This is a genomic window from Lutibacter sp. TH_r2 (assembly GCF_033101135.1).
Taxonomy (GTDB): Bacteria; Bacteroidota; Bacteroidia; order Flavobacteriales; family Flavobacteriaceae; genus Lutibacter.
In genome coordinates this window covers 12,054-30,175 of record NZ_JAWMPV010000004.1, presented here as the reverse complement: position 1 = coordinate 30,175, position 18,122 = coordinate 12,054, and the positions used below count along the sequence as shown (strand labels likewise).

Here is an 18,122-nt window from a genome sequence, read left to right as displayed (position 1 = left end):
AGGCGCAAACCTACCTTTCTTCACTTTTGTATTCGCTACATATTTGCAAAGTAAAATTTAAACAAAACTAAAATGAAGAGACTAGCCTTTATAATACTAACTGTAGTAAGCATAAATACTTATGCACAAGAGAGCAATAATTTAGTAACAAAAAATCAAAAAGAAATGGATTTAAATAAACAAAAAGTAGTAGAATTATTAAAAAGTATTGAAACTGGAGCAACAGAACCTATAGGTTATATTAACCCAAATAAATACATTCAACACAATCAAGGTGTAGCCGATGGATTAGCAGGCTTTGGAGCCTTATTACATCAATTACCTAAAGGTAGTGCAAAAGTTAATACAGTGCGTGTATTTGCGGATGGAGATTATGTAATTGCACATACCGATTATAACTTTTTTGGGCCAAAAATTGGAATTGATATTTTCCGTTTTGAAGAAGGTTTAATTGTAGGGCATTGGGATAATTTACAAGAGAAAGTTGAAAAAACTGCTTCTGGAAGAACTCAAGTAGATGGACCAATAGAAATAGTTGATATAGATAAAACTGAAACTAATAAAACCTTGGTTAATAATATGTTAAATGATGTTTTCTTTGGGGCAGCTCCAGATAAAATAACAGATTATATTTCAACAGAGAAGTACAACCAACATAATCCTGTGATAAAAGATGGATTAGCAGGTTTAGGTGAAGCTTTAACATCATTTGCTGAAGCTGGAATGCCAATGATTTATGAAAAAAATCATGCAATATTTGGTGAAGGAAACTTTGTGTTATCTGTATCTGAAGGAGTTTTTATGAAGGAGAAAGTATCATTCTATGATATTTTCAGAATTGAGAATGGAAAAGTAGTTGAACATTGGGACGCTATTCAAAAAATAATTCCAGCATCAGAAGCTAAAAATACGAATGGAAAATTCAATTTCTAAAAAAGAATTTTTAAATAAAAATAAACTGCTCTTTGTTTTAAACAAAGAGCAGTTTTAGTATATATATGTTTTTTATAAGTTGAATAAACCTAATTGACCATTAGTGCCTTTCATGTTTTAACGGTAACCAATAGTTCTTTAATAAATTTAGTGAAAGTGAGAGAAGTAATATTTTTAATTAAAATACTTAATAGTATTAATGTGATGTTAAAAAATAATACCTTTAAAATAATTTTCAATCATTTAAATAGAAAAACAATAAGAATAAGTGTAATAACTTAAATAATTCAGGAATAATAAAAATAGAGAATAGTAAGAATTAAACATATATTGTTAGTTGTAATTTTAATAAGTAAATTGTAGTTGTTTAATTACAAATTATAAAATAAAATATCTAAAAAAATTGCGCTACTAATTTTATGTTTATTAAACATTATTAAAACATAAATTAGCTTTAAATGAAATATTATGCACTATTAGTAAGTCTAACAATACTATTATTTTCATGTACTGAAAATTCAAAACAGATAAACGTTAAAAATATTCAAGAATTAAATACTGCAATTAAAAAAGCAGTACCTGGCGATGAAATTGTATTAGCAGATGGTATTTGGAAAAATGTTCAAGTAGATTTTTATGGATTGGGTACAGCAGAAAAGCCAATAACACTACGTGCTCAAACTTCTGGAAAAGTATATATTGAAGGAGAATCATATATTCATTTAGGTGGTAAGTATTTAAACATTAAAGGATTCTATTTTAGAAATGGATATACACCAAATAGTGCTGTAATACGCTATATGATTGGAAAAGATAGTGTTGCTTTTAACTGCCGTGTTACAAATACAGTTATTGAAGGTTTTACAAAGCCAGATCGTTTATTAAGTGATCACTGGATAGAATTTTATGGTAAAAACAACCAATTAGATCATTGTTATATTTCAGGGAAATCGAATGATGGTGAAACAATAAGAGTGTTTTTTACAGGTAATAAGCATATTAATACGCACCATCAAATTGTAAATAATTATTTTGGTCCACGTCCAAGAAAAGGTGGTCCAAGAGGTGAAACTGTTAGAGTTGGAGATAGTAAAACACGTGTTTCTCCTGGGTTTGTGAATGTATCTAACAATTACTTTGAGGCTTGTAATGGTGAAGTTGAAATTATTTCAGATAAAACAAATTTCAATTCGTATAAAAATAATATTTTTTATAAATGTGAAGGCTCTTTAGTATTAAGGCACGGAAGTTACGCTATTGTTGATGGTAATATTTTTATTGGAGATGATGATTCTGATTTTTACGGTGGAATTAGGGTTGTAAATTCAGGACATTGGATTACTAATAATTATTTCTACAAAATTAATGGAGCAAAATTTAGAGCTCCACTAGCTGTTATGAACGGGATTCCTATGACACCATTAAATAGATATTTGCAAGTTTCAGATGTTGTAATAGCTTATAACACTTGGGTAGATTGTAAATCTACTTGGCAAATAGGAGTAGGTCAGAATCTAGAAAGTGCCGATGTATTACCTCCAAGTGAAATTCGTTCAGCACCACCAATACGTTCTATTATTGCAAATAATTTAATTTACAATTCGAAAGTAGATAAAACGCCAATACTAAACCATAGTTCTATGGATGGTATTTTATTTAAAAATAATTTAATAGACAATAATGGTAGTCAATACTCCAAATACAATGTGTTACAAAATGGAGTTGTAAAAATAAAAAAGATAAATAATTGGTTGTACGCTCCTGTTAACGTTCAAAATAAACCTTTAAATGAAGTGTTTTTGGGTTATGATTTTGATAAAATTCAAAACGATATTTTTGGTGCTTCAAGAATAGAAACTAATAGTATTGGAGCCATTAACAATTTGTCTGCTGCTGAAAAATTTAAGATAAATAAGAAAAATTACGGTCCAGATTGGTTTAAAACTGAAAAAGAAGCGGTAGAACCTACCATATTAACAGCATCATCTGCTGAAGGAGATTTAGCGAAAAAAATTATGCAAGCTGCAGATGGAGATATTATTGAATTAACAGATAAATTATACACTGTTAAAACGTCACTTAAAATAGATAAAAATATTACACTTCGTTCAAAAAATAAAGCCGAATTACTATTTACTGGTAAAAGTGATGCTGTTGGATTCCAAATGTATCCTAAAGGAACAATTAAATTAGAAAACCTAATGCTAAAAGGTGAAAATGGTAAACATGCTTTTGGGCCTTTAAAAGAAAACATGGGATCTGCTTACAACTTGTTTATTGAAAACTGTACAATAAAGGATTTTGATTATGTGTTAAAAGCAACCAAAGGTTCTTTTGCAGATTCACTAAATTTTAAAGCAACAAGTATTAAAAATTGTAAAAATGGTATTGAGCTAGCTGCTGATGTTAGAGGAGATTATAATGCAGAAATGGTAACATTTAATCAATGTACTTTTGAAAATGTACAAAATAATGTTATTAATTTTTTTAGAGATGGTTATGATGAATCCACCATTGGAGGTTATTTAACTGTAACAAATAGTTATTTTGTAAATTGTGGTAAAAGTGAGAAAAGCAATATTTTAATTAAAACACGTGGTATTATTAATTTACTACTAAATGGCAATACCTTTAAAAATAATTCAATTACAAGTGTGGCAGTTTTATGGGGTGAAAAAAACAATCACCATGCAAATAATACACTAGTAAATTCTGGAAAAATAAAGGTAGAGGAGCAACAAAAACTCAAAATATTGTATTAAATTTAAATTTTAAATTACAACCTTATTAAATATTGCTGATGAAATTTTTATTTTTTATATGTTTTTTAATTTCAACTATAGGTTATTCCCAAAAACAATATAAGTTTGATTATATATTTGAGTATCAGGTAAAACGTTATAAAGATACTATTAAAATTAAAAATCACCATTATAATAAAACAGATAAAATGTTTTATAAGTATTACTTAACTAATTCAAAAAACAACAATTATTATGCTGTTATTACTGATATAGATAGCCTTCATTATAAATTAGTTTTTACAGATTATAATGGAGTTTATTCTAATGTTGAGTATTTAAAATCTGATTTAGATAAAGCTGAATTTATTAATATAGATTGTAAAAATGTTATTAGAACATTAAACCCATATAAGTATAAAGTTAAATATTATGATATAGAGCATTTGAAGGATACCATTATTCATAATAAATCATTTTGGCACTATAAAATAAGTTCAAACAAACCTAGAAGAACGAAAAAAAAGAAACTTGGAACTAATCATTATATCATAGACAAATCATCGAGTTTTCATTTACCTATTTTAACGCATACAACTCCACACGAAAAATGGAAACGTGATAAACAATTACCTAATGGAATTTTAATGGAAAAGTATTTTGTAAATTATTACGGTAAGTTAAGTATGGAGCAAAAATTAATTAGTTATAAAAAAATAGATAAAAAAATTATACTTCAGAAGGAATGTGATTATGCTAAAAAAAATTGAGTTAAATTAATTTTGAAATATAATCTTCATTATAAGGTAAGCCAGATTTAACAATAGCAAAAGCTTGTTTTAATAATTTGTTACAAATGGCAATTAAAGCAAGTTTTTTACTTTTTCCTTTTTCAACAATTCTATTATATAAAGCTTTGCAAGTTTTATTGTATTTTACGGCTGAAAAACTACATAAAAACAGTAGGTTTCTAAGTTTTTTATTTCCTATTTTACTTATTCTACTTTTACCTCTAACACTACTTCCAGAATGTCTAATAGTTGGTGTTATTCCAGTATAACAACAAAGTTGGTTGGCATTTTCAAAATTTGAAAACCCATTGGTTGTAACAATTAGCATTAATGCTGTTTTAATTCCTAATCCAGGAATTGTTTTAAGCAATTCTAGTTGATTTGAATAATGTTCATTAATTAGATCGAATAATTTATTTTCAAGAAATTTAATTTCATTTTTAATGAATTTTAAAGAACGATTTAATGAGTGATAGACAGCTTTAGAAGGATTACCTAATACTTTTTCTCCATGAATTTTGTTTTTTAATGCAGTACTTTGTTTTAAATATATATCTAACAATCGCATTATTTGTAAGCATTCGGCTTGGTTTTTATTTTTAGCTGTATATAGTGGAACTTTATTAATAATAGCATATTCACAAATAGCTTTTGCATCAGATTTATCGGTTTTTATTTTTGATAATTTCATTTGAATAAAGCGTTTAACAGATAATGGATTTACAACTGAAACCAAATAATTTTTACTATATAAGTATTGAGCTAAACAATAGTGATAATAACCTGTAGCTTCCATAACAACAAGGCTATTACGGGATAAAGTTTTAGAAAACTTTTTAAAACCAATAAGGTTATTTGTAAATTGAGAGTGTTCTCCAGATGTGTTTACTACATCAAAAAAATCTTTACTAATATCAACTCCGTGAATTTCATTTAAATTATACATGTGCAAAATAAATTGATTAGAGAATAGAATATTAGAATTGTTAAAATATAGAACTAACATTCATTCGGTAAAATTGGATTATTATTCATTTAAAAGAATGGGATTAGCGATGTTGACGAAATTATAGTTTCAGCGTATATATTAACCTTATTCATGTCTTTTAAACTTTTTGTTTTTCATTAAATAAATCTGAAAATAAGTATGCACAGGGGATTATCAATGTTGTCGAAATCAAAGTTTCACCGAGTATATTAACCTTATTCCTATTTAAAACTTAATTTAACAAATAGTTAAATAATGAATTTGCAAAATTAAATGAAGAGCTAAAAAAAAAGAATTTAAAAGTACTTTATTTACTGTCTTGAACAATGTTAATTCCTTTAGGTAAATAATAACTATTTTAATTAAATTTTTATGAATAAATTTTGGTTATAAGAGTGTAAAAAAAGCAATTAATTTAAACAACCAAATAATATTACCCTTATCTTTATAAGCAGTAATTTTAAAGAACCAATATTAGTTAGTTATAGATAATGAGAATAATAAAAAACAAAGGGTAAAATTATTTCAAACATATACAACAATGGTAATTAGAGGGTAACGTTACCATAAGAAATTACTTTCAAAAATAAATAGAAAATTAAATTTAGAAATATTAAAAATGAAAACAACAAAAATTATCACATTTACAATGTTAGTAACAATAATGTTATTTAATATAAATACGTATGCACAGCGTAATGGAATGGGAAAAGGAATGCAAAACAGAGGTGCTTTTGAAAGTTTTGATTTAAATAACGATGGGTCAATTACTGAAGCAGAATTTAATGAAGTTAGAGCTAATAGACAAAATCAAAACGCTAAAAAAGGAGGCATGATGAAAAATAAAGCCAATGCATCATCTTTTGATAGTATAGATTTGAATAATGATGGAAAAGTATCTAAAGATGAATTTATAGCGCGCCAAACAAGTAGATTGGATACTAATAGAAATAAGCAAAATAAACAAGGAACAAGAAAAGGAATGCAAAACAGAGGTGCTTTTGAAAGTTTTGATTTAAATAATGATGGGTCAATTACTGAAGTAGAATTTGATGAAGTTAGAGCTAATAGACAAAATCAAAACGCTAAAAAAGGAGGTATAATGAAAAATAAAGCCAATGCACCATCTTTTAAAAGTATAGATTTGGATAATGATGGAAAAGTATCTAAAGATGAATTTACTACACACCAAACAAGTAGATTTAGTACTAATGGAAATAAGCAAAATAAACAAGGAACAAGAAATGGAATGCAAAATAGAGCTAGTTTTGAAACATTTGACCTTGATAGTAATGGGGAAATTACAGCTGCAGAGTTTGAAAAAGTGAGATCTGATAGACAAAATAAAAATGCAGCAAAAGGAGGTTTAATGAAAAATAAATCTAGTGCAGCATCTTTTGAAAGTATTGATTTAAATTCAGATGGTGTAATTTTACCTTCAGAATTTGCAAAAAACCAAGCAAATAATTTTAAAAAGAATCAATAAATTTATCAGGTACTTTTGTAGGTGCCTAATAGTTATAATTATAAGATAATAAAATGAGAGATTTAATAAAATTATTGTCAATTACTATTGTAATAAGTATTTTTTGTAGTTCATGTAATAGTAATAATCAGGCAAATAAAAAAAGTGAAACTATAATTGCCCAGTCTGATATTAAAAATACTAAAGGTTTTAAACTTCTTGAAAGCAAGTGTTATATCTGTCATTTTGAAACACCAGATCCTGCTAGAATGAATCAAATGATAGCGCCACCAATGTTACGTATTAAAGAACACTATTTACCTAATTATCAAAATAAAGAAGATTTTATAAAAGCTATTACAACTATTGTAAACAATCCATCAGAAGAGAATACATTAATGCCAGGTGCTGTTAAAAAGTTTAATTTAATGCCAAAATTGATTTATAATCAAGATGAATTAAAATTGATTGCTGAAACAATTTATAAGTACGAGTTTGGTGCTGCTCCTAAAACAAGAATGTTAATGATGGGAGATTTAAAGTTAAATAACGGTAGTAGATGGAAATTAAAATCAGAATCTGTTAAAACAATTGATGGGATAATTAATAGTTTATACAGCTTTAAATCTAATAACATAAAAGACTATAATCAATTTGGAAAAAACATATTTGAACAAGCTAAATTTATAATGTTAGATAAATCATATACAGGAGATAAATTTGATCAAATACATAATTTTTTTAATGGTGTAGAAAGTGATATGCATTTGTTAATACAAGAAAAATCTATTGAAAATGCTAAAAATACAGTTGAAGATTTGAAAATTAAATTCAATAATTTTTACAATTTTTTTGAAGAAGAATAAACGTACTAGATTGCTTTTTGTTAAGTGTAGTTTTAACGTATTAGCTAAATAAATTTTTTAGTAACATATAAAAGGGATTTTAATGAATGTTAAAATCCCTTATTTTATAATTAATTTTAATAGGGTATAAGTTATTCTTCAATCCAACCCATAATTGCATTTGCTACAAACCTAGGTTGCGGAGGTAAAGAATAAATGTCTTTCTCGTAATTTTTATTGTAAGGAGAAATGTTCATAATTTGGTTGTCAACAACCAATGTGCTACTTCCTCCTGGATCAAATCCCATTGCTTTATGCATACCATATTTTTGTAAAATATCGGCCATATCAAAATGCGTTGCTCCAACAGATTCTCTAATTCTACCATTTACCATTAATACTATTAATTTACCTTCTTTGGTAATACCAACTGCAATTTTTGGTCCACGCATATCAGTAAAATCTAATCGAGCAGCTTGTGTTTTTATAGAGTTGGTTGTTTTCCAACCTTCATCTTCCATATTTAAAACTTGTTTTCCTTCATCAAGTAACATTGGTCCAGCTTCAATAGCATAAGAAACTTCATTCCAATTATAAGGGTTGGTTTCTGGTTCTAATAATTGTATGTCTATTGTTTTTCCTTCTTTAAATACTTCACTAGAAAATAATTTTGAAGGAATTGATAAAGTTATTCCAACAGGTATAATAGTTGCACTTTCTTTTTCAGTAGTTTTTAATACTTGTTTTACAGTGTTTCCTGCAATTCTAACAATTATATTACCATTGGCTTCAATGGTTTCTTCACTATGCGTTAAATCATAATAACAAGGTTCTGTGTTGCTATGTTTATTGTAATTATTAGCTGAAAAAACAAGGTTATTAGGTTTTCCTTTTACAATAAAACCAGCTTTACAATTCACTTTACGTATATCTACTTTTCCGTTATTGTAAATAATAAAAGCAGGTTTGTTAAATAATGGAGGACAAAACACTTTATTATTCATAATTAGTAAACCTAAAGGTGAACCAATATACGTTTCTGGTAAACCTAATTTACCAACCAATTCTGGATTTAAAATGTAACCACCATTCCAAGCTAGTTCAATTTTATTAGAATTTTTACTTTTCTTTTTATATTCTTTAATTAATGCTGGAACATTTTTAGGTTCTTTATTAGCAATATGTGCAGCAAATTTCCAACGGTGTTTTGTAGTATCTATTTCTGCTAAAACGCCACTCCAAGGTAAGCCATCACTATAAACTCCGCCTGCAAATGAAGATTTTACTTTTTCAACAGTGCTTGTTTCTTTTAAATTGTTTTTTGTCTGTTCTAAAAACTTTACAATTGGTGTTCCATTTTCTACTGCATCTTTAGAGATAAGTTGTAACAACTCTTTTTCGCCTAAAGTATTTTTTAACTCATTGTATAATTCACTTTTTAAAGCAACTTCAAAATCTTTAGCAGTTTGTATTGGTGTTGGATATGCTAAAGTTGTTCTAACCGCTGCAGGAACGTATTGAATAAAACCACTGCCTTTAGGTATTCCCATAATTTTTGCAGTCATTTCATACAGTACTTTTCCAATATGAAAATGGTCTATTTCTACAATATCTGTCATCATAGCAGCATATTCACCATTTGTAATTATAAAACCATCTGATTCTTTAATTTTTCGTAAAATTTTAATGGCTTTTGCTCCCATTTGAGGGAAATGTACACCTTCAGACCATTGTTTGGTTTCTATTATTTGAACTACACCTGCTTTGTATAACAAACCTAATTCGGGTTCTTTATCACTTTCTAAATACTCTTTAATATTTGCACTAGAGAACCATTTTGTAATTCTAGGTTCGTGAATAAAAATGTATACTTTTTCTAAATTTTCACCTCTTTCTTTAAGTACTTCTTTTGTTAACTCTTCTTCAATAGTTAAGTTTAATTGAGCTCTAATTGGTTGAAGTACAAAATACTCTAATTCGTGTTTAATGTATCGTCCTGGAAAATATCCTTTAGGTACATTTCTTTTTAAATTTTTAGTTAGTAGTTTTCTATCATCAATACCTAAATATTTACTGTTTGTTAACTGAAATAATGCCAATTCCCAATCTGCAAAAAATTGTGGAGCCAGTGTTAAATCGGCTAAATTGGTTGGTTTAAACATTTCGTTGTAAATCATATTTACCAATCCTGTTACTTCTTGGTAAGTAAATGCTTGGTATGCGTACGATTTTTTGTTTCGGTGTCTATATGCTAATGCGTGATCGTGTCTAATAGTAAATTCGCCATCAACATAGCTAAAAATATCGTCTATGGCGTTGTAATATTTATGTATAAGCTCTAGATCTGTGTTTACTAAATCTGGAATATCATTTTCCATCATTCTAGCATAACTCATAACTTTACCTTTTACAAGTTGTTCTTCAACTCTAAAAAAACTAGGATCTATTAAAGATTTTAGGTAAAGCATAAACGATAATCTTCCATAACCAGGTAAATAATGTCTGGTATTTTTATTTAAAATAGCTTGTAAATCATCGTTTTCAAAGTTAACAGCTACTTTGTATTTTTCTAAAAGTTCTACTACTTGTGGATTTACTTTAGCAGAAATAGCGTTTACTTGGTAATACAATCTTTGTAAAATGTATTCCATACTTTTTTGAAGAGATTCTATACTGTAACGTTTATTAATTACATTTCTATTATGCGTAACATCAAACATTCTATTTTGAGGATAAAACACATGATCGCAAATTTCTTCGGCTAGTTTTTTCGGTACTTTTGAACCTTTAAATTCTAAAACTTTTAGACGCATAGACTCATCTAAATGACGTCCAATAACTTCATCATAAACTTCTCTTGGCTCGTATTGTCTACAAAATATTGGCGTTCCACAAGCAGCAGCTTCAATAATTGGTAAACCTCTTCCTTCAGTTTGGCTTGGCAATAGTATTAATGAAGCAACATCATACAATTGTTCAATATCTAATGGTTTTTTATATTTTTTCTTGAATTCATTTTTATCAAATTCACTAAACAAAAAACCTAATAATACTCTTGTTCTGTATTCTTTTGGGAGATCTTTTAAAAAATTTTTAAAATCTTTTTTTAATTCGTGGTAATAATTTTGCTGTCCGTGAGGTATTGGACCAGAAACAATTAGCGAAAGTGTTAATTGTGGATTTGTGTCAAATTTTTCAGAAAAGGTATCATACGAAAATAAGCGTTTAATTAATTTAAAGTTTAGTTCGATAGATTTTCTACTAATAACACGTGTTGGTTGAAGAAATACAATGTTGTTGTTTACAAAATCGAATTTTTTAATGGTTTTATAACCAAGTAAAATAGGTTTTAATGAACGTTCACTTTTGGTATGTTCAGCAGTTTTATGAACGGTAATAGTTTCTTTTTTATTGGCAAAAATAGTTGAGACTTGCATAAACGCTTTTATAATATCACGTTTACTCATTTGATGTGTTTTGGTGTCAACTGCAGTACCTAATAATGCAACATTGGCCGGATTGTGACCATTAATATTAATTAAATGATTTTGTTGAATTTTATTGATATTTACATTCATCCAAGATCTACTTTCCCAAGGATATAACATTTCAATAACAGAGAAAAATTCACCAACGTGAGCGTTGTGAAAAAAGAAATCTCTTGGTCCTTTTTTTAGACCTTTCTTTTTAATATCAACTTCTCTATTTCCACCTTCCCAGTAAAAATCGTGGTTGTTATTAATTACAGGAATACCTAAATATTCAGAAATTAAAACCGTTGCAAATGCTAAAGAAACATTTCCTGGGTTTGAACAAACATTGATTAAATATAACAGCGAAATATCATTTTCTTCAATGTAAGATCCTAACTTTTCAACTAATACTAAAACTTCGTTCCAAAATTTTCCAATTAAATCATTATAAGCTTTACTACCTCTTTCCATTTTAATATTAAAGAAGTCGTTGTATAAAGGCCAAGCATCAAAAGCTTCCATTTCTGGGATTACTTTTTTAAAGGCTGTTTTTGGAATGAGTTCATCAGCTTCTTGCTTAATATCTCCTGCAATAAAGTGAACTGGTATATTAGGATAAATATTTTTAAACGTTTTTGCATATTTTTCAGTTTCTACAGTAATACCATCAATAGTATAGTAAAAAGTTAAAAATGCAATACCACCTTTTTCAAGATGGTTATCAAATAAAGGTTTATCACCTTTAAATGCTGATTTTGAAGTTTGATCTTTAAATTTGTCAATAAATAGCCCGAGATCAAACCAAGTATTTATTTTTTCGTTATTTAATTCGTTTAGAATGTTACTAATTTTCGCTGTTTTGTTTTTAATCATTCGTTATTTCTAAAATTTAAAAAGTTCGGTTAATTTTTCTTCAAGTACTTCATAAGAGAAATATTTTTTCCCTAGTTTAAAGTTATATTCTCCAATTTCTATGCAACGCTTTGGACTATAAATAATGTCAGACATTTGTTGTATACTTTTATTGGTTAAATTACTATCTTCAATCATTACTGTTTCAAAGCCTTTATTACCAATATCTTGCATGTAAACTGGTTTGTAGTTATTTACAAAAATTGGTTTTTTAGCAAGTACACTTTCTACAAAAGCATTTCCAAAACCTTCATAAGTACTAAAATAAGTACAAGCTCTACCGTGTGCATAAACATCAGAAAGATCTTTATGATCTAGTACTTTTTGGTCTGCAAAAATAATTTGATTAGAAAGGTTTAACTCGTGAATTTGATCAATCAATTCATTGTAATATTCTTTATTTTCGTCATCATTATTATTACCTGTAATTACTAGTTTTAGCTTTTTATCTTGAAGTTTGTCAATTAATGAAATTGCAGTTTCAATTCCTTTGCGTCTTACAATACGCGTAACTTGTAATAGAGCAATTTCATCTTCATTAACGCCAATATCTCTTAAAAAAAATTGATTACTATATGAAGGAACACCGTACACACGATTAAAATCCATTACGTTAGGAACTAAAGTAGCATCGATGTTAAATTTATTTTTAAAGGTTTCAACTCCAAAAGTATTGATAACTGCATGTTTTACATTTGGTAGTAACAGTGGGAAATTATCATCTACATATTTGTTAATTTCAGGATGAACCGAAACGTAGCGTTGTCCACGTTCCCAATGAAAATCATGATCGTGAGTTACTATTGGTAATCCTGTATTTTGAATTAGTTTTTTAATAGCAACTCCCATAGATAGTTGGCAGGGTAGTGCTGAAGCATTTTCAGAAAGTAAAACTTCAATTTTTTTGTCTTTTACCCATTTTCTCATTTCTTTTTCAATAGCATTTGACCAAGTTTCTACATGTTCCAAAAGAGGTTCTGGACTTTCATCAGGTTCAAAAAAAGCTTTACGTTGTTCCCATTCTGCTTCCGCAGAGAAAAAAGATAGGGTAGGGTATAAATAATCGTGTTCATAATCTAAATTCCAAGATTCAAATTCACCAGACATAATAAATATTTCGTGTCCTAATTTTTTTAGAACGTCAATCCATTTTTCAGTTTCTAGCGCAACACCATCTACACCTCCAATTCTTCCAATAATAATACCTATTCGCATATTTGTAAAATAAAAGTTAGTATAGCTTAAAGATACATTTTTAAGAAAAAAATAAAAGGTTTTAAAGGTTTATGTTTAATGAATTACCACTTCGTAAATTTTAATAACATTTAAATAACAGTATTTAAATTTAGTGTACTTATTTTGATAAATTGATAATTAGAAAAAATAAAATTTAATAGGTTTTCTTGTAAAGTTATAGTTTAGTGTTGATTTTTTTTTATTAATAACGCTTGTTATTAAGAGTAATTCAATTTTTTTAGTTGGCTATTGAACTTATATAATATTAATTATATACAGTTTTACCTTTGTTAGAGTAATTATATTTTAAAGTTTAACTAGTGTATTTATTTATAAAGGTGTTTAAAATGAATCAATAATTTCAGTATTTGAAACATTTGTTTTAGTATGTGTATAGAGTTTTTAATATTTTTACGTATTAATTACACCTAAATGATTAAAACCTTAAAGCTCTTAAAAATATTATTTATTTTTCTAGTATCAAATATCTGTTTTTCACAAGGAATAACTGAATTTAAGTTTGTTGATATTAAGGAAGGTATAACTAAAAGAGCTGTATCATATATAAAACAAGACTCTCAAGGATTTATATGGTTTGGAACTAATGGCGCAGGACTATATCGATATGATGGTATTAATTATAAGTTATATGAATATAAGTGGGATGATTTTAATTCAATTGATAGTGGATTAATTCATTCTATTTTTGAAGATACAACAGGCAATTTTTGGATTACTACTGATGAAGGTTTAAACCTTTACAATAAAGAGCTAGATAATTTTAAACGCTTAAATTTAAATAGTGCGTTTTCTGCTAAAGAAAATCATACAATTCAAATAAAAGCTATTGCAGAACTTAATAAAGAAGAACTTATTTTAGGATCTTATGGGTACGGTTTGTTTAAAATGAACAAATCAACATTTAAATCTGAAAGAATTCCTTTTGGTGAACGTTTTGGAAATGTTTTTTTAATAAATGTAATAGTAAAAACATCGGAAAATAATTTTTTTATTGGAACATCAAATGGTTTGTTTCAATTATCAGGGAAAGATAATTATAGTATTAATAAAGTTTTAGCAGATGTTTCTATTGAATCACTTTTTAAAGATTCTGAAGAAAACTTATGGATAGGAACAAGTAACAAAGGTCTATTTAAAAAAGAATTAAAAACCTTAACAAGCAATATTCATAAATTTAAAATTACTGATAAAAGAATTCTATCAATAATTGAATATAAAAATCATATTATTTGTGGTTCAGAAAACGACGGAGTATTTGTTTTAAATAAAAAAGGGGAAATAAAGAAAAACTATTTATACGATAAATATAATCCTTCAAGTTTAAAATCAAATTCAGTATGGTCTTTGTTAAAAGATAATGAGAATAGAATATGGCTTGGATTTTATAATAAAGGAGTTGCCGTTGTTGATGAATTGTACAATAAATTTAAAGCCATTGAAAGTGTAACTAACAATGTAAATTCATTATCGGCAAATTCTGTGTCCGGTATTCAGGAAGATAGCCAAGGAAATTTATGGATCACTACAGATGGTGGAGGAATTGATATTTATAATAAAAATGGCTTATTTAATCACTTAAATAATAGTGTTAAAAATAGAATAAGTAAAGATATTCAAACTATTTATATAGACAGTAAAGAGCAAATTTGGGTTGGTACATGGACAAAAGGTTTGTTTAAAATAAACGCAATAACTAAACAAATTGTAAACTACAATACTGAAAATAGTAATTTAACATCAAATAGGGTTTTAAGTATTCAAGAAGATTCTAAAGGAAAACTATGGATAGGAACCTTTTTAAATGGACTTCATTATTTAGATCCTCAAACAAAATCAATCTACCATTGCAATACAAAAGATTTTTTAAAATATGAATTGCATAATGCAGATATTAGAAAGTTATATGTAGATACAGAAGATATAATTTGGCTAGGTACAACAGATGGTTTGTTTAGTGTAACTCAAAACAAAGAAAATCTGAAAGTAACATCCTTAAGAGATAAAATGTCTGTTAAATTAAGAAACCACTCAAGTACACATCGAATACTTTCAATTACACAATCTAAAGATGGACTAATTTGGGTAGGAACTGATGGAGCAGGTTTATTCAGCTATTTTAAATCAATAAAAAAGTTTAATTGGTATAATGAAACTGACGGTTTTAACGAAATGTATGTAAGTTCAATAGTTGAAGATGAGCGTGAAAATATTTGGGTGGCAGGAACAAGTGGAATAACTAAATTAGATAGAAAAAATAATATTGGAATTAATTTTACAAAAGATGATGGTTTATTGTTAAACGATTTCAATTATAATGCAGTATTAAAAAGTAAATCAGGCAATTTATATTTTGGAGGATATCAAGGCGTAAATTATTTTCATCCTGATAAAATGAAAAAGAATAAGATTGAACCAAAATTATTTTTTACAGACTTCAAATTGTTTAACAAATCAATTAGCCCTTCCAAAAAAGGTTCGCTACTTTCAAAATCAATTTCATGCACAAAAAACATTACATTAAAACATAGTCAGTCAGTTTTTACAATTGATTATATAGGTTTAAATTATACAAGACCAGAAAAGCACCAATATGCATATTTTATGGAAGGTGTTGATCCAGAATGGAATTATGTTGGAAACAATAAAAGTGCAACATATACTAATTTATCAGCAGGAGAGTATGTGTTTAATGTAAAGGCAAGAAATAATGATGGAGTTTGGACAAAAAAACCATTAAAACTAAATATTAAAGTGTTGCCACCTTGGTATTTAACTAATTGGGCGTATGTTGTATATTTAGTATTATTTGTTGGGTTAATTTTTGCCATAAATTGGATTTTACAACAAAGATTTAAAGAGAAACAAGCCGTAAAATTTGAACGAGATAAACGTATTCAAGAAGAAAAACTAAACAATAAAAAGTTACAATTTTTTACTAATATTTCACATGAATTTAGAACACCATTAACGTTAATATTAAATCCATTACAGGATTTGTTAAAAGATAAAAAAATAGAATTTTCAGAGGAAGCAAATGAAAAGTTAAACATCATTCAGAAAAATGCAGAAAGACTAAACAGATTAATTAATGAGTTAATGGATTTTAGAAAATTAAAATCGAATAAAATTCAGTTAAAACCCGAAAAAGTAAATATTATTTCTTTTGTAAATGAAGTAGTTAGTTGCTTTAAAGAAGAGGCAGCTCATAGAAAAATTGAGTTGGTTTTTGAATCTAAAAGTGAAAACTTTCAATCATATATAGATAAACAAATGATTGAAAAAGTATTATTCAATATTATATCAAATGCTTTTAAAGTAACACCTGATAAAGGTAAAATTATAGTTTTAACCAAAAAAATAGAAAAACCTAAGTATTTAGAATTAGTGAATCCTAATAAAAATGTAGAAGCATTTGAAATTATTGTTAAAGACACAGGAAAGGGACTTTCAAAAAAAGAGTTAACAAAAATTTTCGAGCGTTTTTATCAAGTAAATAAATTAAATAAAGGCTATTATGGGAGCACAGGAATAGGTTTAGAAGTTGTAAAAGATTTTATTGAATTACACAAAGGTGAAATTGAAGTAAATAGTAAGGTAAATAAAGGCACACAGTTTAGAGTAATACTTCCAATAATTAATAAAAACCCAAAACGTATAGACGAAGAAGCAGAAATTGACGAAAAACTATCAGATGTTATTCTAAATATTGACACCTCTTTAGTTTCTGAAATTAAACAGCAAGATAGTGTTAATAAAAAAGCATATACTTTATTAATTGTTGAAGATAATACCGAATTAAGAAACTATTTAAAGTCAGTATTAGAAAAAACATATAAAATTATTACAGCATCAAATGGAGAAATTGGGTTAAAAAGAGCTGTAGAAAAATTACCAGATGTTATACTAACAGATGTAGTAATGCCAGAAATGGATGGAGTTGAGTTGTGTAAAGCCATAAAAAGCAATCTAAAAACTAGCCATATTCCATTATTAATGTTATCGGCTAAATCTATGGTTGAAGATAAGGTAAAAGGTTTAGATTCTGGAGCCGACGCCTATATAAGCAAACCTTTTAATATGGAAATTTTAAAATCTACTCTAACACAATTAATATCTAGTAGACAAATTCTTTTCAACAAGTTTTATACAGGAGTTTCAAACAAAACAAAAGAAAATACTACCACTTTAGATAATCAATTTATTCAAAAAGCATTAAAGTATATAGAATTACATATAGCAGATTCTAATTTAACAGCTGAATCATTAGCAGAAGAAATGTTTTTAAGTAGAAGTCAATTATATAGAAAGCTAAAAACATTAACAGGAACATCTGTAAATGAATTTATTAGAAATGTTAGATTAGAAAAAGCAAAGCAATTAATAGAAAGTAAACAGTATGCAATTAGTGAAATTGTATTCAAAGTTGGTTTTGCATCACCATCATACTTCACAAAATGCTTTAAAAAACGCTTTGGAAAATTACCTACAGAAGTCGAATAAAACTTTATCGTATGATATTAGTTTTGTTAGCTATGCATAAAACACTTAAAAACAGTTTGTTATGTTGAATTGAAACAATAGTGCAACTGAATGCAACAAAAATGTTAATACCTAATTATAGTTAAACGTACTTTTAATATGAATTTTTTGAAAACGTTTTAGTAATGCTATATAAAAAATTCAAAACACAAATTTATTTAACCAAATAGTAAAAATT

Annotated in this window: 9 protein-coding genes; 6 read left to right on the top strand and 3 right to left on the bottom strand. The window is 27.1% G+C overall.

Translation table 11 applies throughout. The features are described from left to right. Nucleotides 1-72 precede the first annotated feature (72 nt). From R3X25_RS11895 to R3X25_RS11885, 3 genes are all read left to right on the top strand, one after another. Nucleotides 73-933: a hypothetical protein gene (locus R3X25_RS11895; protein WP_317675106.1), complete on the top strand. Its 861-nt coding sequence runs from the start codon at nucleotides 73-75 to the stop codon at nucleotides 931-933. A gap of 458 nt (nucleotides 934-1,391) precedes the next feature. Beyond that, complete coding sequence (locus R3X25_RS11890) at nucleotides 1,392-3,695, top strand: chondroitinase-B domain-containing protein (RefSeq protein ID WP_317675104.1); 2,304 nt, start codon at nucleotides 1,392-1,394, stop codon at nucleotides 3,693-3,695. Nucleotides 3,696-3,733: 38 nt separating this feature from the next. After that, on the top strand, nucleotides 3,734-4,444 hold the full coding sequence (locus tag R3X25_RS11885; protein ID WP_317675102.1) for a hypothetical protein: 711 nt from the start codon (nucleotides 3,734-3,736) through the stop codon (nucleotides 4,442-4,444). A 1-nt stretch (nucleotide 4,445) separates the two neighbouring features. Here R3X25_RS11885 and R3X25_RS11880 read toward each other — a convergent pair whose 3' ends face one another. Then, nucleotides 4,446-5,411, bottom strand: coding sequence for an IS110 family transposase (locus R3X25_RS11880; protein WP_317675100.1), 966 nt, complete (start codon nucleotides 5,409-5,411; stop codon nucleotides 4,446-4,448). Between the two features lie 661 nt (nucleotides 5,412-6,072). On the opposite strand from R3X25_RS11880, the gene R3X25_RS11875 reads away from it, so the two are divergent. Further along, nucleotides 6,073-6,939 (top strand): EF-hand domain-containing protein, encoded by an 867-nt coding sequence (locus tag R3X25_RS11875; protein WP_317675098.1) that lies wholly within the window; start codon nucleotides 6,073-6,075, stop codon nucleotides 6,937-6,939. Between the two features lie 53 nt (nucleotides 6,940-6,992). After that, a complete protein-coding gene (locus R3X25_RS11870) occupies nucleotides 6,993-7,784 on the top strand; it encodes a hypothetical protein (RefSeq protein ID WP_317675096.1) in 792 nt (263 codons plus the stop codon). Nucleotides 7,785-7,915: 131 nt separating this feature from the next. On the opposite strand, the gene R3X25_RS11865 is transcribed toward R3X25_RS11870, so the two are convergent. Both R3X25_RS11865 and R3X25_RS11860 read right to left on the bottom strand, forming a co-directional pair. Continuing rightward, nucleotides 7,916-12,109, bottom strand: coding sequence for a phosphodiester glycosidase family protein (locus R3X25_RS11865; protein ID WP_317675094.1), 4,194 nt, complete (start codon nucleotides 12,107-12,109; stop codon nucleotides 7,916-7,918). 9 nt (nucleotides 12,110-12,118) lie between these two features. Continuing rightward, nucleotides 12,119-13,363 (bottom strand): glycosyltransferase family 4 protein, encoded by a 1,245-nt coding sequence (locus R3X25_RS11860; RefSeq protein ID WP_317675092.1) that lies wholly within the window; start codon nucleotides 13,361-13,363, stop codon nucleotides 12,119-12,121. Nucleotides 13,364-13,816: 453 nt separating this feature from the next. Here R3X25_RS11860 and R3X25_RS11855 point away from each other — a divergent pair, with 453 nt between their 5' ends. After that, complete coding sequence (locus R3X25_RS11855; RefSeq protein ID WP_317675090.1) at nucleotides 13,817-17,905, top strand: two-component regulator propeller domain-containing protein; 4,089 nt, start codon at nucleotides 13,817-13,819, stop codon at nucleotides 17,903-17,905. Nucleotides 17,906-18,122 lie beyond the last annotated feature (217 nt).

Excerpts from the sequence above, each read along its gene's own strand:
- R3X25_RS11895 (WP_317675106.1), top strand. The coding sequence starts at position 73 with ATGAAGAGACTAGCCTTTATAATACTAACTGTAGTAAGCATAAATACT.
- R3X25_RS11890 (WP_317675104.1), top strand. The coding sequence starts at position 1,392 with ATGAAATATTATGCACTATTAGTAAGTCTAACAATACTATTATTTTCA.
- R3X25_RS11885 (WP_317675102.1), top strand. The coding sequence starts at position 3,734 with ATGAAATTTTTATTTTTTATATGTTTTTTAATTTCAACTATAGGTTAT.
- R3X25_RS11880 (WP_317675100.1), bottom strand. The coding sequence starts at position 5,411 with ATGTATAATTTAAATGAAATTCACGGAGTTGATATTAGTAAAGATTTT.
- R3X25_RS11875 (WP_317675098.1), top strand. The coding sequence starts at position 6,073 with ATGAAAACAACAAAAATTATCACATTTACAATGTTAGTAACAATAATG.
- R3X25_RS11870 (WP_317675096.1), top strand. The coding sequence starts at position 6,993 with ATGAGAGATTTAATAAAATTATTGTCAATTACTATTGTAATAAGTATT.
- R3X25_RS11865 (WP_317675094.1), bottom strand. The coding sequence starts at position 12,109 with ATGATTAAAAACAAAACAGCGAAAATTAGTAACATTCTAAACGAATTA.
- R3X25_RS11860 (WP_317675092.1), bottom strand. The coding sequence starts at position 13,363 with ATGCGAATAGGTATTATTATTGGAAGAATTGGAGGTGTAGATGGTGTT.
- R3X25_RS11855 (WP_317675090.1), top strand. The coding sequence starts at position 13,817 with ATGATTAAAACCTTAAAGCTCTTAAAAATATTATTTATTTTTCTAGTA.